Origin of the sequence: Sphingomonas sp. 1185 (genome assembly GCF_040544655.1) — a bacterium.
Taxonomy (GTDB): Bacteria; Pseudomonadota; Alphaproteobacteria; order Sphingomonadales; family Sphingomonadaceae; genus Sphingomonas.
On sequence record NZ_JBEPKL010000041.1, the window covers coordinates 1 to 20,921 of the forward strand.

At 67.7% G+C, this 20,921-nt stretch carries 22 protein-coding genes; 8 read left to right on the top strand and 14 right to left on the bottom strand.

All coding sequences use genetic code 11. From position 1 onward, the window contains the following. Positions 1–268 precede the first annotated feature (268 nt). Positions 269–850 carry an LOG family protein gene (locus ABIC44_RS18365; RefSeq protein ID WP_307101180.1) on the top strand — a complete coding sequence of 194 codons (582 nt, stop codon included), beginning with the start codon at positions 269–271 and terminating at the stop codon, positions 848–850. Continuing rightward, positions 847–1,797 (top strand): phytoene/squalene synthase family protein, encoded by a 951-nt coding sequence (locus ABIC44_RS18370; protein WP_354296860.1) that lies wholly within the window; start codon positions 847–849, stop codon positions 1,795–1,797. Before ABIC44_RS18365 ends, ABIC44_RS18370 begins: the two co-directional genes overlap by 4 nt. A gap of 54 nt (positions 1,798–1,851) precedes the next feature. Here ABIC44_RS18370 and ABIC44_RS18375 read toward each other — a convergent pair whose 3' ends face one another. After that, a complete protein-coding gene (locus ABIC44_RS18375; RefSeq protein WP_307101176.1) occupies positions 1,852–2,082 on the bottom strand; it encodes a hypothetical protein in 231 nt (76 codons plus the stop codon). A gap of 122 nt (positions 2,083–2,204) precedes the next feature. Between ABIC44_RS18375 and ABIC44_RS18380 the strand changes: the two genes are divergently transcribed. After that, a complete protein-coding gene (locus ABIC44_RS18380; RefSeq protein WP_354296861.1) occupies positions 2,205–4,172 on the top strand; it encodes a S9 family peptidase in 1,968 nt (655 codons plus the stop codon). Positions 4,173–4,422: 250 nt separating this feature from the next. Further along, entirely contained in the window at positions 4,423–6,252 is a 1,830-nt protein-coding gene (locus ABIC44_RS18385) for an ABCB family ABC transporter ATP-binding protein/permease (RefSeq protein ID WP_354296862.1), read from the top strand. A gap of 6 nt (positions 6,253–6,258) precedes the next feature. Here the strand turns inward: ABIC44_RS18385 and ABIC44_RS18390 are convergent, their stop codons facing one another. The 6 genes from ABIC44_RS18390 to ABIC44_RS18415 form a co-directional block, all read right to left on the bottom strand. Beyond that, positions 6,259–7,230: a hypothetical protein gene (locus ABIC44_RS18390; RefSeq protein WP_354296863.1), complete on the bottom strand. Its 972-nt coding sequence runs from the start codon at positions 7,228–7,230 to the stop codon at positions 6,259–6,261. Between the two features lie 109 nt (positions 7,231–7,339). Beyond that, a complete protein-coding gene (locus ABIC44_RS18395; RefSeq protein WP_354296864.1) occupies positions 7,340–7,996 on the bottom strand; it encodes an SdpI family protein in 657 nt (218 codons plus the stop codon). Next, on the bottom strand, positions 7,978–8,280 hold the full coding sequence (locus ABIC44_RS18400; RefSeq protein ID WP_309697827.1) for a metalloregulator ArsR/SmtB family transcription factor: 303 nt from the start codon (positions 8,278–8,280) through the stop codon (positions 7,978–7,980). The genes ABIC44_RS18395 and ABIC44_RS18400 overlap by 19 nt, the downstream gene beginning before the upstream one ends. A 170-nt stretch (positions 8,281–8,450) precedes the next feature. Continuing rightward, a complete protein-coding gene (locus ABIC44_RS18405) occupies positions 8,451–9,926 on the bottom strand; it encodes a phytoene desaturase (protein WP_354296865.1) in 1,476 nt (491 codons plus the stop codon). Continuing rightward, entirely contained in the window at positions 9,923–11,095 is a 1,173-nt protein-coding gene (gene crtY / locus ABIC44_RS18410) for a lycopene beta-cyclase CrtY (RefSeq protein WP_309697823.1), read from the bottom strand. The genes ABIC44_RS18405 and crtY overlap by 4 nt, the downstream gene beginning before the upstream one ends. A 60-nt stretch (positions 11,096–11,155) precedes the next feature. Next, positions 11,156–12,181 carry a twin-arginine translocation pathway signal protein gene (locus tag ABIC44_RS18415; protein WP_354296866.1) on the bottom strand — a complete coding sequence of 342 codons (1,026 nt, stop codon included), beginning with the start codon at positions 12,179–12,181 and terminating at the stop codon, positions 11,156–11,158. A 157-nt stretch (positions 12,182–12,338) separates the two neighbouring features. Between ABIC44_RS18415 and ABIC44_RS18420 the strand changes: the two genes are divergently transcribed. Continuing rightward, entirely contained in the window at positions 12,339–12,770 is a 432-nt protein-coding gene (locus ABIC44_RS18420; protein WP_307101161.1) for a protein tyrosine phosphatase family protein, read from the top strand. After that, positions 12,767–13,171 carry a hypothetical protein gene (locus ABIC44_RS18425; RefSeq protein WP_354296867.1) on the top strand — a complete coding sequence of 135 codons (405 nt, stop codon included), beginning with the start codon at positions 12,767–12,769 and terminating at the stop codon, positions 13,169–13,171. Before ABIC44_RS18420 ends, ABIC44_RS18425 begins: the two co-directional genes overlap by 4 nt. Before the next feature lie 72 nt (positions 13,172–13,243). Here ABIC44_RS18425 and ABIC44_RS18430 read toward each other — a convergent pair whose 3' ends face one another. The 3 genes from ABIC44_RS18430 to ABIC44_RS18440 are packed head-to-tail and all read right to left on the bottom strand — an operon-like array spanning position 13,244 to position 15,972. Continuing rightward, a complete protein-coding gene (locus tag ABIC44_RS18430; RefSeq protein ID WP_354296868.1) occupies positions 13,244–14,470 on the bottom strand; it encodes a class I SAM-dependent methyltransferase in 1,227 nt (408 codons plus the stop codon). 18 nt (positions 14,471–14,488) lie between these two features. Next, complete coding sequence (locus tag ABIC44_RS18435; RefSeq protein ID WP_354296869.1) at positions 14,489–15,241, bottom strand: molybdopterin-dependent oxidoreductase; 753 nt, start codon at positions 15,239–15,241, stop codon at positions 14,489–14,491. After that, positions 15,238–15,972 (bottom strand): cytochrome b/b6 domain-containing protein, encoded by a 735-nt coding sequence (locus ABIC44_RS18440; RefSeq protein ID WP_354296870.1) that lies wholly within the window; start codon positions 15,970–15,972, stop codon positions 15,238–15,240. Before ABIC44_RS18440 ends, ABIC44_RS18435 begins: the two co-directional genes overlap by 4 nt. Positions 15,973–15,997: 25 nt before the next feature. Between ABIC44_RS18440 and ABIC44_RS18445 the strand changes: the two genes are divergently transcribed. Together ABIC44_RS18445 and ABIC44_RS18450 are read left to right on the top strand one after the other, a co-directional pair. After that, the gene (locus ABIC44_RS18445) at positions 15,998–16,618 is read left to right on the top strand and encodes a flavin reductase family protein (RefSeq protein WP_354296871.1); all 621 of its coding nucleotides are present in this window, start codon (positions 15,998–16,000) and stop codon (positions 16,616–16,618) included. Positions 16,619–17,181: 563 nt separating this feature from the next. Beyond that, the gene (locus tag ABIC44_RS18450) at positions 17,182–17,580 is read left to right on the top strand and encodes a hypothetical protein (RefSeq protein WP_354296872.1); all 399 of its coding nucleotides are present in this window, start codon (positions 17,182–17,184) and stop codon (positions 17,578–17,580) included. Here the strand turns inward: ABIC44_RS18450 and ABIC44_RS18455 are convergent. From ABIC44_RS18455 to ABIC44_RS18470, 4 genes are all read right to left on the bottom strand, one after another. Continuing rightward, entirely contained in the window at positions 17,571–18,329 is a 759-nt protein-coding gene (locus tag ABIC44_RS18455) for a sulfite exporter TauE/SafE family protein (RefSeq protein WP_354296873.1), read from the bottom strand. The two genes, ABIC44_RS18450 and ABIC44_RS18455, sit on opposite strands and share 10 nt — an antisense overlap. A gap of 190 nt (positions 18,330–18,519) precedes the next feature. Next, on the bottom strand, positions 18,520–19,704 hold the full coding sequence (rlmN, locus tag ABIC44_RS18460; protein ID WP_354296874.1) for a dual-specificity RNA methyltransferase RlmN: 1,185 nt from the start codon (positions 19,702–19,704) through the stop codon (positions 18,520–18,522). A gap of 87 nt (positions 19,705–19,791) precedes the next feature. Continuing rightward, a complete protein-coding gene (locus ABIC44_RS18465) occupies positions 19,792–20,262 on the bottom strand; it encodes a hypothetical protein (protein ID WP_354296876.1) in 471 nt (156 codons plus the stop codon). Next, a complete protein-coding gene (locus tag ABIC44_RS18470) occupies positions 20,259–20,918 on the bottom strand; it encodes a histidine phosphatase family protein (protein WP_354296877.1) in 660 nt (219 codons plus the stop codon). The genes ABIC44_RS18465 and ABIC44_RS18470 overlap by 4 nt, the downstream gene beginning before the upstream one ends. Between the last annotated feature and the right edge of the window lie 3 nt (positions 20,919–20,921).

Genomic DNA, 20,921 nt, shown 5'->3' on the forward strand with positions numbered 1-20,921 from the left:
CGAGCCTATGGGCTCGCTCAACCCCTCACCCAAGCTGCGCTAGCCAGCAGGCTGGCAAGCTTCGCTAACCCTCTCCCCTGTCCAGGGGAGAGGGAGAGAAGAAGCCATCCTGAATGATGATCCGACCCAGTCCGATGGATCTGGCGGGCGATGCGGGGTGACCGCGTCGCCCGTTTTTTCATGCGGTACGGATGGTCGGCGGGCAGGGGCAGGCGGTTCGCCGTAACCTGCTTGCCCCGTCCCGCCCCATCGCCTAGCGCTCGTCACCATGAAGCGATTGGCCATTTATTGCGGGTCGGCGACCCCCAGCGATCCCCTTTATATCGAAATGGCGCGGAGCGTCGGGCGCGGGCTGGCGGAGCGGGGAATCGGCGTCGTCTATGGCGGCGGACGGCTGGGCCTGATGGGCGCGGTCGCCGATGCGGCGCTGGCGGCCGGGGGCGAGGTGATCGGCATCATCCCGCAGGCGCTGGTCGATGCCGAGGTCGCGCATCGCGGCCTGACGGAGCTGCACGTCGTGCCCGGCATGCACGAGCGCAAGAAGGCGTTCACCGACCTGTCCGACGGCTTCATCACCATCGCGGGCGGCACCGGCACGATGGACGAGCTGTGGGAAGCGCTGAGCTGGGCGCAGCTGGGCTATCATGCCGATCCGGTCGGGCTGCTCAACACGGGCGGCTATTACGATCATCTCGTCGCCTTCTGGGACAAGATGGGCGAGGTCGGGTTCCTCCGGCCGCAGCACCGCGAGCTGCTGATCGTCGATACCACGCTCGACGGGTTGCTGGCCAAGATGACCGCGCATGTCCCGACCCAGCCGATCGTGCGCATGAACGCGGACGATCTGTGAACCACGCCGCCGACCCCGACGAGCGTGCAAGGCTGGTCGCGGTGGCGCGCGAATCGATCGCGAAGGGCTCGAAGAGTTTCGCGGCGGCTAGCCTGTTGTTCGATCCCGCGACGCGCGAGCGCGCCTGGCTGCTCTATGCCTGGTGCCGTCGCTGCGACGACATCGCCGACGGGCAAGATCACGGCCATGGCATGACCCGCGTCGCCGATGCGCCCGCGCGGCTGGCCGAGCTGACCGACAAGACCGAGGCGGCGCTGGCGGGGCGGGTCGTGGGCGATCCGGCGTTCGACGCGTTGCGCGTCGTGGCGGCGGAGACGGGCATGCCGCATCGCTGGCCGCGCGACCTGATCGCGGGCTTCGCGCTGGATGCCGAGGACTGGCGGCCCGACAGCGACGACGATCTCTATCGCTATTGCTATCATGTCGCGGGCGTCGTCGGCTGCATGATGGCGGTGACGATGGGCGTGGCGCCCGATGACGAGGCGGTGCTCGACCGGGCCTGCGACCTGGGGATGGCGTTCCAGCTCGCCAATATCGCGCGCGACATCGCCGAGGATGCGGGCGCGGGGCGGCATTACCTGCCGCGCCAGTGGCTGGCCTATAAGAGCATCGCGCCCGACGCGATCATGGCGCCCTCGCACCGGCCGGGGCTGAGCGCGCTGGCCCGCCGCCTGACCGACCAGGCGGCGCGGTTCGAGGCGAGCGCGCGGATGGGGACGCCCGCGCTTTCCTATCGCTCGGCCTGGGCGGTGCTGTCGGCGGCGGCGATCTATGGCGCGATCGGGCGCAAGGTCGCCCGGCGCGGACGGCGGGCCTGGGACACGCGGGTCGGGACCAGCAAGGCGGAGAAGCTGCGTTTCATGGCGGCGGCGAGCGTAAAGGCGGCGCGCCGGGGCGGCATGACGATCGTCCCGCGCGACCCGACTTTATGGACCCGGCCGCGCTGATCCGCTCCCTCCGCTGATCTCATATCCCGCTCAGGCTGAACGGCGTGGGAGCCTTCACCCCCGCGACGGCTTGCGCTCGGCCTTCGCCATTTGCGCGCCGACCCGGCGGCAATCCGCGCCGATGACGGGGAAGGGGACGTCGGTGTTGGCGGCGATCCGGTTGGCCAGATCGGCGCGGCACTGGGCCATGGTTTCGTAGCGCGCGGGGACCATTCGGGCCTCGGTGCAATCGGTGCTGCCGTCGCCGCAGCCCAGGATCGCCATCACATAGAAAATCGGCTGCATATCACCGCCTCCACTTGGTCCTGAAAACTCTTAGCGGCGGCCAGCGGTTCCAAAATCGCGCTTGTCGGATGGCGACAGCGGTGTCATGCTTCACCAATACAGTCATAGGGTGGGAGCATGATATGGTGTTCAAGGCTTTGCTGGCGGCCGGAGCCGCGATGATGGTGGCGCAATCGGCGATGGCGGCGGACGTGCCGCTGATCGAGCGTGCCAAGCTGTTCGGCAATCCGACCAAGGTCGGCGGCCAGCTGTCCCCCGACGGCCAGTGGATCAGCTTCATCGCGCCGCGCGACGGGGTGCTCAACGTCTGGGTCGCGCCGATCGCCACGCCCGACCAGGCCAAACCGCTGACTGCCGAGAAGGGGCGGCCGATCCGTCAGGCCTTCTGGTCGCCCGATTCCAAGTCGATCCTGTTCGTCAACGACAAGGGCGGCGACGAGAATTTCCTGCTCTACGGCGTCAATGTCGCGACCGGCGAGCAAAAGGCGCTGACCCCGTTCGAGAAGACGCGCGTCCAGATCGTCGGCACCAGCGAGACGATCAAGGACCGTATCCTGGTCGGCGTCAACAATCGCGATCCGCGCTGGCATGACGTGTACGAGCTGAACCTGACCACCGGCGCGCTGACCAAGGTGATGCAGAATGACGGCTATGCCGGGTTCCTGGCCGACGACCAGCTGCACCTGCGCATGGCGGCCAAGGCGCGGCCCGATGGCGGTTCCGACTATTACCGGGTCAACGGCACCACCGTCGAGGCGACGCCGGTCGTGCAGTTCGGGCTGGACGATTCGCTGACCACCTCGCCGCTGGGCTTCACGGTGGACGGCAAGACGCTCTACTGGATGGACAGCCGGGGCCGGAACACCGCCGCGCTGATGGCGCAGGACATGGGCAGCGGCAAGATGGCCGTGATCGGCGAAAGCCCCAAGGCCGATGTCGGCGGCGGGCTGTTCAATCCCAGGACCGGCCGGGTCGAGGCTTATTCGGTCAATTACCTGAAGCGCGACTATGTGCCGGTCGGCGATGCGGTGAAGGCCGACCTCGCCTTTCTGAAGGCGCAGAACAAGGGCGAGTTCGCGATCGGGTCGCGCACCGATGCCGACGACAAATGGCTGGTGACCTTCGATCCCGTCACTGCCCCCGCCTCGACCTGGCTGTACGATCGCAAGGCGAAGAAGCTGACCCAACTCTATGTCAGCCGCCCCGAGCTGGCCGATGCGCCGCTGGTGCCGATGGAGGCGGTGGAGATCCCCGCGCGCGACGGGCTGACGCTGGTGTCGTACCTGACCAGGCCCAAGGGCGTGACCGGGCCGGTGCCGATGGTGCTGTTCGTCCATGGCGGACCCTGGGCGCGCGACGGCTATGGCTATAATGGCTATCACCAGTGGCTCGCCAATCGCGGCTATGCGGTGCTGTCGGTCAATTATCGCGGCTCGACCGGCTTCGGGAAGAACTTCATCTCGGCGGGCGACCTGCAATGGGGCCGCAAGATGCATGACGACCTGATCGACGCGGTCGACTGGGCGGTCAAGCAGGGCGTGGCCGTGCCCGACAAGGTGGCGATCATGGGCGGCTCCTATGGCGGCTATGCGACGCTGGCGGGCCTGACCTTCACCCCGGACAAGTTCGCGTGCGGCGTCGATATCGTCGGCCCGTCGAACCTGTTCACGCTGCTGAAGACGATCCCGCCCTATTGGGAAGCGGGCAAGCAGCAATTCTACAAGCGGATGGGCGACCCCACGACCGAGGAAGGCCGCGCGCTGCTCAAGGAGCGTTCGCCGCTGACCTTTGTCGACCGGATCAAGAAGCCGCTGCTGATCGGGCAGGGCGCCAACGATCCGCGCGTCAATGTGGCGGAGAGCGACCAGATCGTCTCGGCGATGGCGGCGAAGAACATCCCCGTCACCTATGTCCTCTTCCCCGACGAAGGGCATGGCTTTGCCCGGCCCGCCAACAACATCGCCTTCAACGCGGTGGCGGAGAATTTCCTGGGCCCGTGCCTGGGGGGCCGTGCCGAGCCGGTCGGGGATACGCTGAAGGCCTCGACCGCGCAGGTGAAGCATGGGGCGGAGTTCGTGAAGGGATTGTGAAGGCTGGCGGGGGCTCGGTGAGACCCCTTGCCCTCCCCCAACCCCTCCCGCCTGCGGGAGGGGAGTCTTACAGGACATGCCGTTGCCCGCAGACCTTGCTTCTCGGTAAAGTGCGAACGGGCGCCCCTGGCCGCTCCCCTCCCGCAGGCGGGAGGGGATGGGGGAGGGAACGCTGCCGGCTACGCCTCCGCGATCTCCCCTCGACAGCCCCCATTGAACTTCGCCCCCGTTCCGCCGACATGGGGTCGACATGCCGCCACTCGACCCTACCGCCGGTGCGCCCGACCGGCCGCTGATCCCGACGCTTCGCCGTTTCCTCCCCTATCTCTGGCCTGCCGGAGCGCCTGCCCTGCGCGCGCGGATCGTGGGGGCGATGGCGCTGGTCGTGGTGTCCAAGCTGATCCAGGTGCTGGGTGCGGCCTATACGCTGAAATATGCGATCGACCGGATGGCGGGCGGGGACCGGAGCGCGACGATGCTCGTCGTCCTCCTCGTCGTCGGCTATGCGGCGGCGCGGTTCGGCACGACGCTGTTCGACAATCTGCGCAACGCGGTGTTCGAGACGGTGGGGCAGGACGCGACCCGGCGGCTGTCCGCCGACGTCTTCCGCCATCTCCACCGGCTGTCGCTGCGCTTCCATCTGGAGCGGCGGACGGGCGCGGTGACCAAGGTGGTCGAGCGCGGGACCAAGAGCATCGACACCATGCTCTATTTCCTGCTGTTCAACATCGCCCCGACGGTGCTGGAACTGGGGCTGGTGCTGACGATCTTCGGGCGCAGCTTCGGGCCGGTGCTGGTCGTCACCACGCTGGTGATGGTGGTCGGCTATATCGTCTTCACCCGCAAGGTGACCGACTGGCGCAATGCGCTGCGCACCCGGATGAACGACCTCGACACCGGCGCGGTCGCGCATGCGGTCGACTCGCTGCTGAACTTCGAGACGGTCAAATATTTCAACGCCGAGGAGCGCGAGGCGAAGCGGTACGAGAATGGCGTCGCGGCCTATGCGCGCGCCGCGACCAAGTCGGAGAATTCGCTGGCCTGGCTGAACGTCGGGCAGGCCGCGATCACCAGCCTGATGCTGGGCTTCGCCATGGCCTGGGTCGTGCGCGAATGGAGCCGGGGTGCGGCCTCGCCGGGCGACGTGGTGTTCGTCTCGACCCTGTTGTCGCAGCTGTTCCGCCCGCTCGACCTGCTCGGCATGGTCTATCGCACCATCCGCCAGGGGGTGATCGACATGGGCGCGATGTTCGACCTGATCGACACGCCCGCCGAGGTGGTCGACGCCCCCGGCGCGGCGCCGCTGGCCGTCACGGGCGGGCATGTCCGCTTCGACCGGGTGGTCTTCGGCTATGAACCCGACCGGCCCATCCTGAAGGGGCTGACGCTGGACATTCCGGCGGGGACCACCTGCGCGGTGGTGGGGCCGTCGGGGGCGGGCAAGTCGACGCTCGCGCGGCTGCTCTATCGCTTCTATGATGTGAACCAGGGCGCGATCACCATCGACGGGCAGGCGGTCGGCGCCGTCACGCAGGATAGCTTGCGCGCCGCGATCGGGATCGTGCCGCAGGACACGGTGCTGTTCAACGACACGATCGGCTATAATATCGGCTATGGCCGCGAAGGCTCGGACCAGGCCGAGGTGGAGCGCGCGGCGAAGGGCGCCGCCATCGCCGACTTCATCGAACGCCAGCCCCAGGGCTATGCGACGCGGGTGGGCGAGCGCGGGTTGAAGCTGTCGGGCGGCGAGAAGCAGCGCGTGGCGATCGCGCGCACCCTATTGAAAGATCCGCCCATCCTGATCCTGGACGAAGCGACCAGCGCGCTCGACAGCCGGACCGAGGCGGATATCCTGGCGACGCTCCAGGCGATCGAGCGCGGGCGCACGACCCTGGTCATCGCGCACCGGCTGTCGACCATCGTCCATGCCGACCAGATCGTCGTCCTCGACGGCGGTCGCGTGGCGGAGCGGGGCACGCATGGCGAATTGCTGGCCTGGGGCGGCCTCTATGCCGAGATGTGGACCCGCCAGGCCGCCGAGGTCGAGCAGGCCGAGGAAACCGACGCGCTGCTGGCCTAGGCGATGTCAGCGACAGCTAAGCCGTATCTGATGGGCGGGCTTGTCGAACACGATCGACGAGCAGCGGTCGAGCCGGTCCGCGCCGATCGACAGGCGATCGCGCTTGATGTCGTGCTTGCCCTTGCCGGTTACCACGACCTCATTGGGGTCGACGGCTTTGTCGGCGTCGGCGATGCTATCCGTCTTACCATTGTCGGTAGTCCGCACGCCCAATGATCCTATGGTGAGCGGCCCGACGATTAGCGGGGTCGCCAGCGTCATGGTGCGGATCGGGCGCTCGACGCCGAAGGCGATCTCGGTCGTGCGGGTCGACCCGGTCAAACTGCCGCCATAGGCGCGGGCCAGCCGCACCGCCGCGCCCGCATTGGCCAGGGTGTTGGGATGGTGCGGATCGAAGCGGATGCGCAGCGGCTCTCCCTCCACCATGATGGTTGCGAACCGCTCGGCCCAGCCGCCGAACAAATCGCCTTGGTCGACCATGGGAAAGGCGATCGTGCGTTCCCCGGCGACCGGTTCGCGCAGACGGAAGCGGATGACGGGTTCGGGAAGACTGCCTGGCCCGAAGACTCCCGCAACTCCCGTGGCGAAGGGCTGTGGGGTAAAACCGATCCGCCGCTTCTGTGGCTTTTCCGAGCCGAACGTGACCCGTGCCACGGCGGTGCGACCTGCGATCAGCTTGGGCCCCACGCCATAGCCGACGCCGATCATGCCCGCTTTCATACCCGCCGCTTCGGCGAATTCCTGGGTGATGAGGGGCATGGCCGGAACGCCCGGATCGATGCGGACGATGCGCGTGACGCCGTTGATTGTGATCAGTTCCAGCCCATCCGGCGCGACAACCCGCTCCTGAGGGGGCGAGGACGCCGCAACTCCGAAGGTTGTGAGCGAAAGAATGGCAATCTTGGAAAAGTCAACTGCCACGAACGCTCTCTCCCGTAATGTTGCGTATCGGCAACATTGCTGTGGATCGTGGCGCAATAAAGGCCGGATCGGACGAGCACCCGCACGAGGCCTCGGCTTCGCAAATCTTTTCCCTCATCCTGATGGGCGGGCAGCAGGTGGCCCGTCATCGCCGCTCAACATCGGATCAGTGCGCGCGTCTCATGCGCCAATGGAGATAGGAAAAGACGATCGGGACCAGTGTTGCCCCGAGCAGCGCCGTCAGCGCGAGCCGCGTCTTGCTATCGTCACCGATCGGCAGCAAGGCGCTCAGGGCGACGACCGCACCCGCCACCGCGAACAACCATCCGCCCAGGCGGTGGGTCGCGATCCAGGTGTCGGTGTCGATGATCGTCCAGGGCGTACGGATGCCGACGAAGAAGCCCGGCCGCGACTTGGGCAGCATATTGCCGACCGCGATCAGGAACAGGCCCAGCGCGATCGGAATCAGGGTGCGGGACGGCGCCCAGCCCAGCACGGGGCCCGCAACCATCGCCTCGACCCCGATGAACAGGGCCAGCAATCCCGCCCAGACGGTACGGAGCAGCGGTGCACTACCCTCCATATCGCGTTGCAGTGGCTCGATCCGGGGCAGGCTGGCCATGAACGCAGACAGGATGATGACCAGCACCACCGGCAGGACCAGCGCATAGCCCGGCTCGGTGAAGCGATCGGCCTGCCCGGCGGCGTTCCAGTGGGTAGGCAGCAACGTGCCCGGCGCAACCTGCGTCAGCGCCAGCGCGGACACCGCCGCCATGCCCCCCGCCACCATGGCGGACGCGACGATCAACGGACGGAAGGACATGATTTCGCTCCCTTGCTATCGTCTTCGCCCACGCCCAGCCGGGTCATGAAACCCATCAACACCTGCTCCAGCATCGACAGGTTGAGCGTGTAGAATATGCTGGTCCCCTGCTGCTCCGCCTGGATCAGGCCGGCGGCCTTCAGCTTGGCAAAATGCGCCGACATGGTGGGGCGAGACACGTCGAAGGCATCGGCGATCGCACCGGCGGACATACCCCCGCCACGCAGCATCTCCAGGATGCGGCGGCGCGTGGGATGGGCGAGGGCTTCGAACACCGGGTCCATATCCAGTGTTTAGCATAAAGGCTAATTAGTGAAAAGGCTAAATAGAGGCCGGATTGCCCGCCCTCCATTCAGCCCGAGCGAAGTCGAAGGCTACGTGCTGCGCTCACCCATGAGTGCTCTGCCGAGTCATCCCATGGCCTTCGCCTATGCTCAGGCTGAACGGAGGCGGGTTACTTCCGCTCCAGCATCAGCGCCGCCGTCGCCTTGGCGCTTCCGACCACGCCGGGAATCCCCGCGCCCGGATGGGTCCCTGCGCCGACGAAATACAGGTTCGGGATCGAATCGTCGCGATTGTGGACCCGGAAAAAGGCGCTCTGGGTCAGGATCGGTTCGAGCGAGAAGGCCGAGCCCATATGCGCGTTGAGATCGGTGGCGAAGTCCGACGGCGCATAATGGAATTTGGTCACGATCCGTTCGTGGATGTCGGGGATCAGGCGGCGGCCTACTTCATCCAGGATGCGCTTCTCCAGGATCGGCCCGACCTCGTCCCAGTTCATCGGGAACTTGCCCATGTGCGGCACCGGAGCCAGCGCATAGAAGGTCGAATGGCCCTCCGGCGCCAGGCTGGGATCGGTTACGGTCGGGTGGTGGAGATAGAGCGAGAAATCCTCCGACAGCACGCCGGTATCGTAGATGTCGGTCAGCAGGCCCTTATAGCGCGGACCGAACAGGATCATGTGGTGCGGGATGCCCGGCCATGCGCCCTTGATCCCGAAATGGACGACGAACAGCGACGGCGAGTAGCGCTTGCGCTCCAGCGCATTGACCGTCCGCCGCGCCGAGCGGTTGTCGGACAGCAGGTCGCGATAGCTGTGCATGATGTCGGCATTGGTCGCGACCGCATCCGCCTGGATGGTCAGGCCGCTCTTCGTCACCACGCCGGTCGCGCGGTCGCCCAGCGTCTCGATCCGGGTGACGGGGTCGCCCAGCCGCAGCACGCCGCCGATCCGCTCGAACTGCGCGACCATGCCTGCCACCAGCCGGTTGGTGCCGCCGCGCGCGAACCAGACGCCGCCGTCGCGCTCCAGCTTGTGGATCAGCGCATAGATGGCGCTGGTCGTCATCGGATTGCCGCCGACCAGCAGCGTGTGGAAGGACAGCGCCTGGCGCAGCTTTTCCGACTGCACGAACTTCGACACCATCGTGTAGACCGAATTCCACGCCTGATATTTCATCAGCGAGGGCGCGGCCTTGATCATCGATGCGAAGTCGAGGAACGCGACATGGCCGAGCTTCTCATAGCCTTCGCGATAGACGCCTGCCGCATAGTCCAGGAACCGGCCATAGCCCGCGATATCGTCGGGGTTCAGCTTGGCAATTTCCGAGCGCAGCTGGGTGTCGTCGTTGCTATAGTCGAAATTGGTGCCGTCGACCCAGTTCAGCCGGTAGAAGGGGCTGACGGGATCGAGCTGTACGTCCTCGGACATGGTGCGCCCGGTCAGCGCCCATAATTCCTCCAGGCAGGACGGATCGGTGATGACCGTCGGACCCGCATCGAAGGTGAAGCCGTCGCGCTCCCAATAATAGGCACGCCCGCCGGGCTTGTCCCGTGCCTCGACGATGGTGGTCTGCACGCCCGCCGATTGCAGGCGGATGGCCAGCGCCAGGCCGCCAAAGCCCGATCCGATGACGACCGCGGTCTTCATGCGCGGCCCCCCGAATGGCCGCGCAGCGCGGCGATGGCGCGCAGGATCGGCACCGGCGGCCGTCCGGTCAGAATTCGTGCCTTGTCGGCCATGGTCGATTGCCCCGCATAGAAGCGCCCGATCAGGTCGGGCGGGAGTCGATAGAAACGTTCGAGGACACGGTATCGCTCATCGGGCTCGGCGGCCTTGAACAACATCGTGTCGAGCATCCGGTAGAAGCCGCGCGCGTCCCAGGCCGCGCGCGCCATGCGATAGGTCGCGTCGTGCAGATCGGCCCCGGCAAAGTCGCGGCGTTCGGCCAGCATCGCGGCCATGCGGATCGCATCGGGCAGTGAATAGCCGGTGGTCGGGTGGAACAGCCCGGCGCGCATCCCGGCCTTGGGCGTCCGGGCTCCGCCGCTGCGCCAATACCCGTCGAAATCGCCGCCCATCGCGACCGGCAGCACCCCCGCCTCCTCGCGCACGACGGCCTGCGTGATCCAGCCGCGGCTGTCGGCGTAACGCTCGATCCGCTGGACGATCGCACGGCGGTTCAGCTCGGAGGAGGTCGAGTAATAGGTGTCCTCGACGAAGATCCGGTCCTCGGCGAAGGGCAGCGCATAGACGAAGCGATAGCCGTCGACCTGCTTGACGGTGGCGTCCATCACCACCGGCCTTTCGCAGCCATGCGGGCGCGCCAATTGCAGCTCCTGCCCGACGAATTTCTGCCATCCGCACGACAGCGCCGACAGGTCGCCCGCGCCGCGTGCGTCGATGACGCCGGTCGCCTCCACCCGGTCGCCATCGGCGAAGACCGCCGCGGTGGCCGATACCGCCAGCACCTTGCGCCCCAGGATCAGCGCCTCCGGGGGGAGGACGCGGCGCACCTCGGCGTCGAGCCGGTGGCTCTCGATCGAATAATAGGTCTGGTCGAGCGTGCGGGCATGGGCGGGGAAGGCCACGTCATAGCTGCGCCAGCCATGCGCCACGACCCGCTCGACGATCCAGCGGTCGCGCTTGGCGACGTCGCTGCCGAAGAAGGACCAGAGATGGTTGCCGCCGATCGTCTCGCCCGCATCGACCAGGCGCACGTCCATCGACGGGTGGCGTGCCTTCAGCGCCAGCGCGATCAGGCCGCCCGCCAGCCCCGCGCCAATGATCGCAACATCGCAGGAGATTTTGGCCGCCATCCCCGCACCGCTACCGCAAAGCGGCGGTCAGGCAAAGAGCCGGTGACCGGATCGCGCACGTCACAGCAGAACCGCCGTGTCGGGCGCATCGCCGGTCGCGAAGGTGCCGATGACCTGCCAGCGCGCCAGATCGATCATCGCGATCCGGTCGTCGTCCAGCGCGGCATAGAGGACCGACCCGCCATCGGGCAGGTTCAGCCCCGGCGCGGCGGCGGGCAGGGGCAGCCGGGCTTCCTCGGCCAGGGTGGCGGGGTTGTGGCGGGTCAGGCTCTTGTCGGCCGGGTTCGAAACGATCAGGCGGCCGTCACCCTGCACGATCACCCGCACCGCCTCGCCGCGCAGGGTCGTGCGGGCGCGCGGCTGGAGCGTGACCGCGTCGAGGGCATGGAGGATGCCCGCCGGACGGTCGACGACATAGAGGGTGCGCGTATCGGGGCTGAGCGCCAGTCCCTCGGGCGCGGCGCCGATATGCTGCTTGACCGGCGCGAAGCTGGCATCGTCGGGGTTCACCATGATGACCATGCCGCTCATCGTATCGGCGACATAGGCGCGGCTGCCATCGGGCTTCACCACGAAATAATGGCTGCGCGCGCCGCCGACCGGGATGATCCGGTCGGGCGTCTCGGCGGTGGCGGGGCGGTCGAACCGGGCCAGCACGCTGTCGGTTTCGGACAGCGCATAGAGCCTTCCGCTCGCATCCGTCCGCATGCCGTGCCAGCGGCGATAGGGCGCCATGTCGATCGTCCGCGCCAGACGCCGCTGCTGGAGGTCGATCACCCAGAGCTGATGCCCGCCTTCGCCCGCCGCCTGCCAGCCCTTGACCCCGTAACCGCCGACATAGGCGAAGCGGCCGGCGGGGTCGGCGACCATCTCGTGCGGCTGCACGCCCAGCGCGACGCTGCCCAGCGGGCGCCCGTCGGGCACGCCGTAGAAGGCGACGCGGCCCGCGCCCTTCTCGACCACGACCAGCGTGCCCGGCCGGACGGGGGCGGCGGCCTGGGCGCGGCGCCAGGCCAGCGGCAGGGTGGTGGCGATGCCCAATGCGGCCAGACCCCATAGCCCCTGGCGACGATCGATCAGCGACATGGACGGGCCTCCTGCAAACGATACACCATGGCCAGACGTGGCGCGGGCGCGGATGTTCCCCTCGCGACGGAGCCATGCGTACGGTGATGCGTCTTTTCGACAGGAATGGGGCGTGTCGCATGTTGCGGTGAAACGGCCCATTGAATAGGTGAGCCGCATGATCCGTCCTCTGAACGAAAGCGTCGCCGTCGCCCCCCAGATCCTTCCCGAGGATGTCGCGGCGATCAAGGCGGCGGGCTATACCGCCATCGTCAACAACCGTCCCGATGGCGAGGAGCCCGGCCAGCCGACCGGCGACGCGATCCGGGCCGCGGCGGAGGATCAGGGGCTGGCCTATACCGCCATCCCGGTGACGCCGGGCGGGTTCAGCCACGAGATGGTCGACCAGATGACCCAGGCGCTGGTCGAGGCCAAGGGGCCGGTGCTGGCGTTTTGCCGCTCGGGCACGCGCAGCTGCAATTTGTGGGCGCTGGCGGCGGCGAAGGCGGGGCGCAATCCCACGCTGATCGTCATGCAGGCCGAGGGCGCGGGCTATGACCTGTCCGGCCTTCGCCCGACGCTGGAAGCCTTGTCGGGCGCGGCGGGATGATCCTGCCCGTCACCGGCACGCTGGCGGGCTGGGCGCTCGCCGGGGCGGGCGTCGGCATGGCCCTGGGCGGCGTCGGGATCGGCTGGCTGGTCCGCCGCCGCCGCGACCGGCGCGTCGGCTCGCCCGAGGAGGTCGCCGCGGCGGCCGAGGCGGCGCTGGCAGGCTTCGCGGTGTCGGGCGCGGTGGTCGGCGCCGACGGGCAGGGTGCGCTGGCGGTGGCGACCGATGGCCGGGTCGCGGCGATCAAGCTGCGCGGACGTCGGCTGGTGGTGCAGGAAATCCCGTGGACGCGGGTCCGCTCCACCGCGCAGGGGATCATCGCCGAAGCGGGCGGCCGGTTCGGGCCGGTCACGCTGGCCGGGGTCGATGTGCTGGACATCCGACGGCTGGCCCCGCGCTAGGGACGATCGACGTTCAGCGATGCCATTCCTTCCCTCGCCCCTCGCAGAGGGGAGAGGGGAAGAAGGGGGACTTCAGTCCCGCAGCGCGCGTTCGCCCTCGAACATGTAGTCGCGCGTGACCGGCACCGACAGGCGGCCGCGCGTCAACTGGACCTGATAGTTGCACAGGCCCCCGTTGCGGAACGCCGCGCCCGCGCCCGCCAGATAGAAGAGCCACATGCGGTAGAAACGCTCGTCATACAGATCGACGATCCGGTCCTTCGCCGCCACCGTCCGCTCGTACCAGATGTCGAGCGTCCAGCCATAATGACAGCGCAGCACCTCCACATCGGTCAGGAACATGCGCATGCCCTCCTGCGCGCGCACGATCTCGGACAAGGCCGGATTATAGCCGCCGGGGAAGATATATTTGGTCGTCCAGTCGTCGGTGACGCCCGGTCCGCTCAAGCGCCCGATGGTGTGGAGCAGCATCACCCCGTCCTCGGTCAGCAGGTCGCGGCACTTGCGGAAGAACGTCCGGTATTGCGGCGGGCCGACATGCTCGAACATGCCGACCGAGACGATGCGGTCGAACCGCCCCTCCACCCGGCGATAGTCGATCAGCTCGAACTTCACCTTGTCCGACACGCCCAGCGCCTCGGCCCGCGCGCGCGCGACCTTCAGCTGTTCCTCGGACAAGGTGACGCCCAGCACCTCGGCACCGCATTTCTGGTGGAGGTACAGCGCCATGCCGCCCCAGCCGCAGCCGATGTCGAGGACCTTCATCCCCGGCTCGATCGCCAGCTTGGCGGCGATATGCGCCTTCTTGTCGCGCTGGGCCCGCTCCAGGTCGTTCTGCGGGTCGGTGAAATAGGCGCAGCTATATTGCTTGTCGGTGTCGAGGAAGAGTTCGTACAGCGTGCCCGACAGGTCGTAATGATGCGCGACGTTCTTCTTCGACCGCCGCTCCATGTTGATCCGGTCGACCCGGTGCTTGACCGCGCCCGCCGCCCGCACCAGCCAGGACGGGTTGAGATTGGCCCGGCCCGCTTCCCATTTGTCGTTGGCGGTCAGCAGTTCGACCAGGTCGCGGACATCGCCCTTCTCGACCAGCAGGCGACCGTCCATGAAACATTCGCCCGCCGCCAGCGCGGGGTTGCGCACGATCTGCCCCGCCACCCGCGAGTCCGTGAAGCGGATCGCGACGTCGGGATAACCGGGATCGGGCGTGCCGAATTCGCGGACGGTGCCGTCATGATGGGTGAGGGACAGGCGGCCCTTGCGGACCGCGCGCGACAGAAAGAGATCGATCAGCGCCATATGGCACCGACTAGTGCCTTAAATTCCGGCGTACCAGTCATAATCGACATGGTCTTCCCAATAACCGCCCTTGCCCAAACCTATGTTGGACAGGTTTTCGACCGCATCGATCGCCATGAGATATTTGGCGTGCTTGTAGCCCAGCTGCCGCTCGACCCGCAGGCGCAAGGGCGCGCCGTGGCCGACGTCCAGCATCCGCCCGTTCATGCCCCAGGCCAGGATGGTCTGCGGGTGGAAGGCGTCGATCAGGTCGAGCGATTCGTAATAGGGCTGGCCGCCATAGAGATCGGCGCAGGTGAAGACGACATAGCGCGCCCGGCTGCTGATGTTCGCGGCCTTCAGCACATTGCCCAGCATCGGGCCCATCCACTCGCCGATCGCGCTCCAGCCCTCGACGCAATCATGGCGGGTGATCTGGCGGCGGGCCGGAAACTCGCCGATCTGGCGCAGCGAGAGCGAGAGGGGGGTGCCGACCAGCCCGCCGACCTTCAGCCGCCAGTCCTGAAAGCGATTCGCCACCAGCGCGGCATATTCGGGCGTCCCCGGATCGCGCGTGCCATTGGTGCGGAAATAGGGCGACATCTGGTCGCGGCGATATTCCGGCGCCAGCGCGCCCCGGTCCATCAGCGCCCGCTGCAACCCCTTTTGCATATCCTCGCCCGCGAACAGGATCCTGCGCGCGGTGGGCTGCTCGATGATCCGGTCGCACCCGGCCAGCAACAGCCCGGCCCCGCCGGTCAGGATCGTCCGGCGACGAATCAGCGCGCTCATTCGGGAACCCTCCAGCGGCCGGTAATCATCGAGCGCATCTCGTTGCCCGCGCCTGCCAGGATGACCAGCACGAGATGGACGATGGTGAACAGCGCCAGCACGCTGGCGGTGATGAAATGGATCGAGCGCGCCGATTGCCGCCCGCCCAATATCTCCAGCACCCAGGGCCAGGCGGCGTTCATGCCCGGCGACAGTGCGATCCCGGTCAGGATGGCGAGCGGCAATGCGACGAACAGGACCAGCACATAGCTGAGCTTTTGGAACAGGTTATACGCGCGGGGGTCCTTTTCGTCATGAAAGCGAAAGGCCAGATGCCGCCCCAGGTCCGCCCGGATCGCGGCGGCGCGCAGCTCGCGCGCCCGGATGCGCAGGTCGCGCTGGAAATGCCGGGTCGCCAGCCCCCCGATCATATAGGCGAGCAGTCCGAACCCCAGCACCAGCGCGAAGAACAGGTGCCAGCGGCGCGAGATGGCCAGGTTGTAGCGCGCGGGAATCGTGATCCAGCCGGGGAAATGCGGCAGGCTGGCCCAGGCGTGGTCGAAATTCGCGCCGTAGCGTCCCCAATAGAGCCGGGGATGCGCGTTGGAGATGCCCAGCCCCGATCCCAGCAGGATCAGCACCGCGACCGCATTGACCCAGTGCCAGACCCGCGTCACCCATCCATGACGACGGATGACGGTTCCGGGCCCCTCCCGGGGTCTTTCCGGCTCGGTCGGCGTTCCGGTTTCCATTCGCACTCCCTTTCGGTGACCATCCATGATCGACAACTGGCATTTCTACGAACCCGTCAACGGCCATGGGCTGGCCCATGATCCCCTGAACGCGATCGTCGCCCCCCGGCCCATCGGCTGGATCGGCAGCCGGTCGTCGGCGGGGGTCAACAATCTGGCACCCTACAGCTTTTTCAACGTCTTCAACTACCGTCCGCCGCTGATCGGCTTTTCGTCGCAGGGGTGGAAGGACTCGGTCGCCAATATCGCGGAGACCAAGGTCTTCACCTGGAATCTGGCCACCATGGCGCTGGCCGATGCGATGAATGCCAGTGCATCGCATGTCCCGGCGGAGGTGGACGAATTCGCGCTGGCGGGCGTGGCGGCGGAGGACGGGCGGCTGGTCGCCGCGCCGCGCGTCGCCCAGAGCCCGGTGTCGTTCGAATGCCGCCTGACCCAGCTCGTCCGGCTGGAGACCAAGGAAGGGCGCGCGCTCGACCAGTGGCTGGTCATCGGCGAGGCGGTGGGCATCCATATCGCCGCCGATCTGATCGAGAACGGAATCTACCAGACCGCCCGCGCCCGCCCGATCCTGCGCGGCGGCGGCCCGGTCGATTATTTCGAGGTGACCGAGGCGGCCCGCTTCGAGATGCGTCGGCCCGACTAGGGCCGATCGCCATTCGGCGATGCCTTCCCTTCCCTCGCCCCTCGCAGAGGGGAGAGGGTTGCGCAGACTTGGTCTTTGCGAGAGCAAAGGCTTAGTCGGAGCTGGGTGAGGGGTGGGCGCTCGCTCCGCGAGCGTGCGAGCCTTTGGGCTCGCTCAACCCCTCACCCAAGCTGCGCTAGCCAGCAGGCTGGCAAGCTTCGCTAACCCTCTCGCCTGTCCAAGAGAGAGGGAAGAAGGCTGGCTGCACCGCGACTAGCTCCACCACCGAACCGCAGATGGAGGCGGCCGGCGCGGCCATTAAACGTTGATTTAGATTATAGAGCCCAAAATGCCTGCCCAATGGGAGGCATGTGATGATTCGATAATATGCTGGTGCGATGGCGCGGGATGGCCGGGGGTGGGTCGATCCTGGCGCGAACCCTATTTCTCACCGCATGTTCCTTGCGGTGGTCCGGGCCGGGGTGGGGCTCGACCAGGGCAGGGCGCCATGTGGTCCCGATTGTGTCGAGGCACCCCTTATGCTGTCCGAATGGCTGCACATGCGCGAAGAGTTGACGCGCGTCATGACCCAACATCGCGCCCTGTGCGGCGCGTCCGCGCCCGATCCCGTTGCGCTGAGTCGCAGCCGCTGGCTGATCTCCAATGTCAGTCGCCAGTGCGCGACCTGGCTGACCGGCACGGCGCTGCCTGCCGCCGAGCGGCTGGCCCATACGCCCGGCGGCGCTGGCTGGCTGGCCTTGCAAGCGCATATCCCCGCCTATCGCCAGCGCATCTCGGGCTTCGTATCGCGCTGGCCGATCGAGGCGATCGTCAAGGACTGGGTCGGCTATCGCCACGCGACCGCCGAACTGCGCTTCGAGATCGCGCAGTGGCTCCGCAAGGAAGAGGTCGCGATGCGGGCGCTGGTGGCGGAGATGGAGTCGACGCCCGCCATGCCGCCGCTCAAAGCCGGTCAGGCATAGCCGCGCCAGAAGAACACCGCCGTCGTCACCGTCGTCAGGAGCAGGGTCCAGCCACGGATCAGGCCGGGGGGCAGCTTGCGCCCGATCAGCGCACCGCTCCACCCGCCCACTATCCCGCCCGCCAGCATCGGCAGGCACTGGGCCCAGGCGACCATCCCGGTGACGACGAACACCAGCGTGGCGGCCGCGTTGGCGGTCGCCAGCATCAGCGTGCGCGGCGCGGCCAGCTGCGCCGGGCTGCGGCCCGACAACAAGCCCCAGGCGGCGGTCAGCATCATGCCGATGCCGCCGCCGAAATAGCCGCCGTACACGCCCAGCACCGCCTGCGCGCCAATCAGCGCGCGGGGGCCGGGCCGGGCGATCCGCGCCAGCCAGTCCGAGGCATGGCGCCCGGCGGCAATGGCGATCGTCGCGGTCAGCAACAGCCAGGGCACGATCAGGTCGAAGGCGCGCGGCGGCGTCAGGAACAGCAGCACGCTGCCCAGCAGCGCGAAGCAGAAGGTGATCGCCGCCATCCGGCGCATCGACACGCCCATCACCGGCTCCAGCCCATGGCGATAGGCCCAGACGCTGGCCATCGCGGCGGGTTGCAGCGCGACGTTCGAGGTGGCGTTGGCAATGGTGGAGGGCAGGCCGAGCGCGATCAGCGTCGGCATGGTGGAGAAGCTGCCGCCACCCGCCAGCGCGTTCATCGCACCCCCGACAAAGCCCCCGGCGGCGGCGAGCGCGAGAAAGGTCCAATCGATCATCGGGGCGGGTAACGCATGGTGCGGGGCTTCCGTGCCTCAACCGAGGGCGGGCGGCAAGCAGCTGGGCATTCCTCCCCTGGCAGGGGAGGTGGCGCGTGAAGCGCGTCGGAGGGGAGTCACCCTATCGAGAGCGGGATACCCCTCCGTCAGGCCTTCGGCCTGCCACCTCCCCTTGCAGGGGAGGAAAAGATCAGCCCAGCGCCGCGAACTTCTCTTCCGCCTCGCGGTCGAGCTGCGCGCGGCTCTTCTTCTCGGCGGCGGTCTTCAGCTGGCCGCAGGCCGCATCGATGTCGCGTCCGCGCGGGGTGCGCACCGGCGCGGAGATGCCGCCCTCGAACACGATGTCGGAGAAGCGGCGGATCCGCTCCGGGGTCGAGCATTCGTAATCGGCGCCGGGCCAGGGGTTGAACGGGATCAGGTTCACCTTGGCGGGCAGCTTATAGTGGCGCAGCAGCCGGACCAGCTCGTGCGCATCGGCGTCCGAGTCGTTCTTGTCCTTCAGCATCACATATTCAAAGGTGATGCGCCGGGCATTGTTGGCGCCCGGATAGTCGGCACAGGCCTGGAGCAGTTCCTCGATGCCGTATTTCTTGTTGAGCGGCACGATCTCGTCGCGCACGTCCTTGGTCACGGCGTGGAGCGAGACGGCCAGGTTCACGCCGATCTCTTCGCCCGCGCGCGCCATCATCGGGACGACGCCGCTGGTCGACAGGGTGATGCGACGCTTGGACAGCGCCAGGCCGTCGCCGTCCATCACCAGCTTCAGCGCATCGCGCACCGCATCGAAATTATAGAGCGGCTCGCCCATGCCCATCATCACGATGTTGGTCAGCATGCGGCCCTCGGGCTGGCTGGGCCATTCGCCCAGCGAGTCGCGCGCCAGCATCACCTGCCCGACGATCTCGCCCGCGGTCAGGTTGCGCACCAGGCGCATCGTGCCGGTGTGGCAGAAACGGCAGTTGAGCGTGCAGCCGACCTGGCTCGACACGCACAAAGTGCCCCGATCCGCGTCGGGGATGAACACCATCTCGTAATCCTGCCCGTCGGGCGAGCGGAGCAGCCATTTGCGCGTGCCGTCGTTCGACACCTGCGCCTCGACCACGTCGGGACGGCCGATGACGAAACGTTCCTCCAGCCAGGGATGCTGCGCCTTGGCGATGTCGGTCATGTCGGCGAAGCGGGTCGCGCCGCGATTGTAGAGCCAGTGCCAGATCTGCTTGGAGCGCAGCTTGGCCTGTTTCAGCTCCATGCCGCCGGACAGCAGCGCCTCGCGCAACTGGTCCTTGGTCAGCCCGATCAGGTCGACGCGGCCATCGGGGCGCGGTTGCACGCCGCGCGGCACGGGCACGGGATCGATGTGCCCAGGGATGGGCATGGGGGCGGCCGAAACTGTCTGCATCGCGTGGCCATAGCGCAAAATCGCATCCATTTCCACTGGTACGAGGGCGCGCCCGATGGATGGCTAAGGACGCATCACGCAGGACAGCGTCGCGGCATCGATCGCCGCCGCCGCGCCCGCCAGCGCATAGGTGTCGGCAAAGGGGCGGCGGCCGGGATCGACCGCCGAGACGCTCATGCTGCGCCCCGACCGCATCGCCATGACCAGCGCATGGTCGGTCGCGGCATCGGGCGCCCAGAGCAGCCGGTCGGTGCCGACCAGCGGAAAGCGCCGCTCGCCGATCGACAGTGTCACCGGCGTCTCGCGGTCGCGCGGCAGGCTGAGCCGCAGCGCGAAGGAGGCGCGGAGGCGCTTGGCGGGCCAGGTGCCGACGCTGGCGAAACCCCCCGTCCGCCCATTGGCCAGCACCGGCCGGGCGATGGCATAGCAGCGACCGGGATCGCGAAACGCGCCCCAGCCCTTGTAGATGCCGATCGTCTCGCGCGCGGAGGCGGGCATGGCGGCGAGCAGCAGGATCAGCGCCAGCCGTCTCATGCCGAAGGCCGGTGGACCAGCGTCTCGTGCCCCCGCTCGATCATCACGATCGACCCCTGCGGCAGGCGCTCGGCGACCGGCACGCCGCAATGCGCGTCGTCGGCCAGGCCCAGCAGCAGCCCGCGCAGCACCCGGCTGGACAGGCCGTGCATCAGGATCAGGCGATCGCCGTCATGGTCGTGCGTATCGGCCATCCATCGCCTCAGCCGTTGGGCCATCGCCGCATAGGTCTCGCCATCGGGGGCGGCCACCGCCATGCCATGCGGATGGACGACGGGGCCATGGGTCGCGGTCAGCTCGGCCAGGGTGCGGCCGCCCCAGCTGCCGAACCCCAGTTCGATCAGCCGGATATCCTGATGCGTCCGGTGCCAGTCCAGCCCCAGATGCTCGGCGATGACCGCCAGCGTCTGCAACGCGCGGCCGGCGGGCGAGGACCAGAGGGTCAGCGCGGGACCTTCGCCCACGGGACCTTCGCCCAGCCGTTCGCGCAGTATCGTGCCGATCGCCTCGGCCTGGGCAAAGCCCTTGCGGGTCAGCGGGGTGTGCAGGTCGACCCGGTCGCCCTGGATGCGTCCGATCCGGTTGAAGACGGTTTCGCCATGCCGGGCGATATAGTCGCGGCCGCGTCGGGCAGGCAGGGCATCGGGGGTCGCCATGAC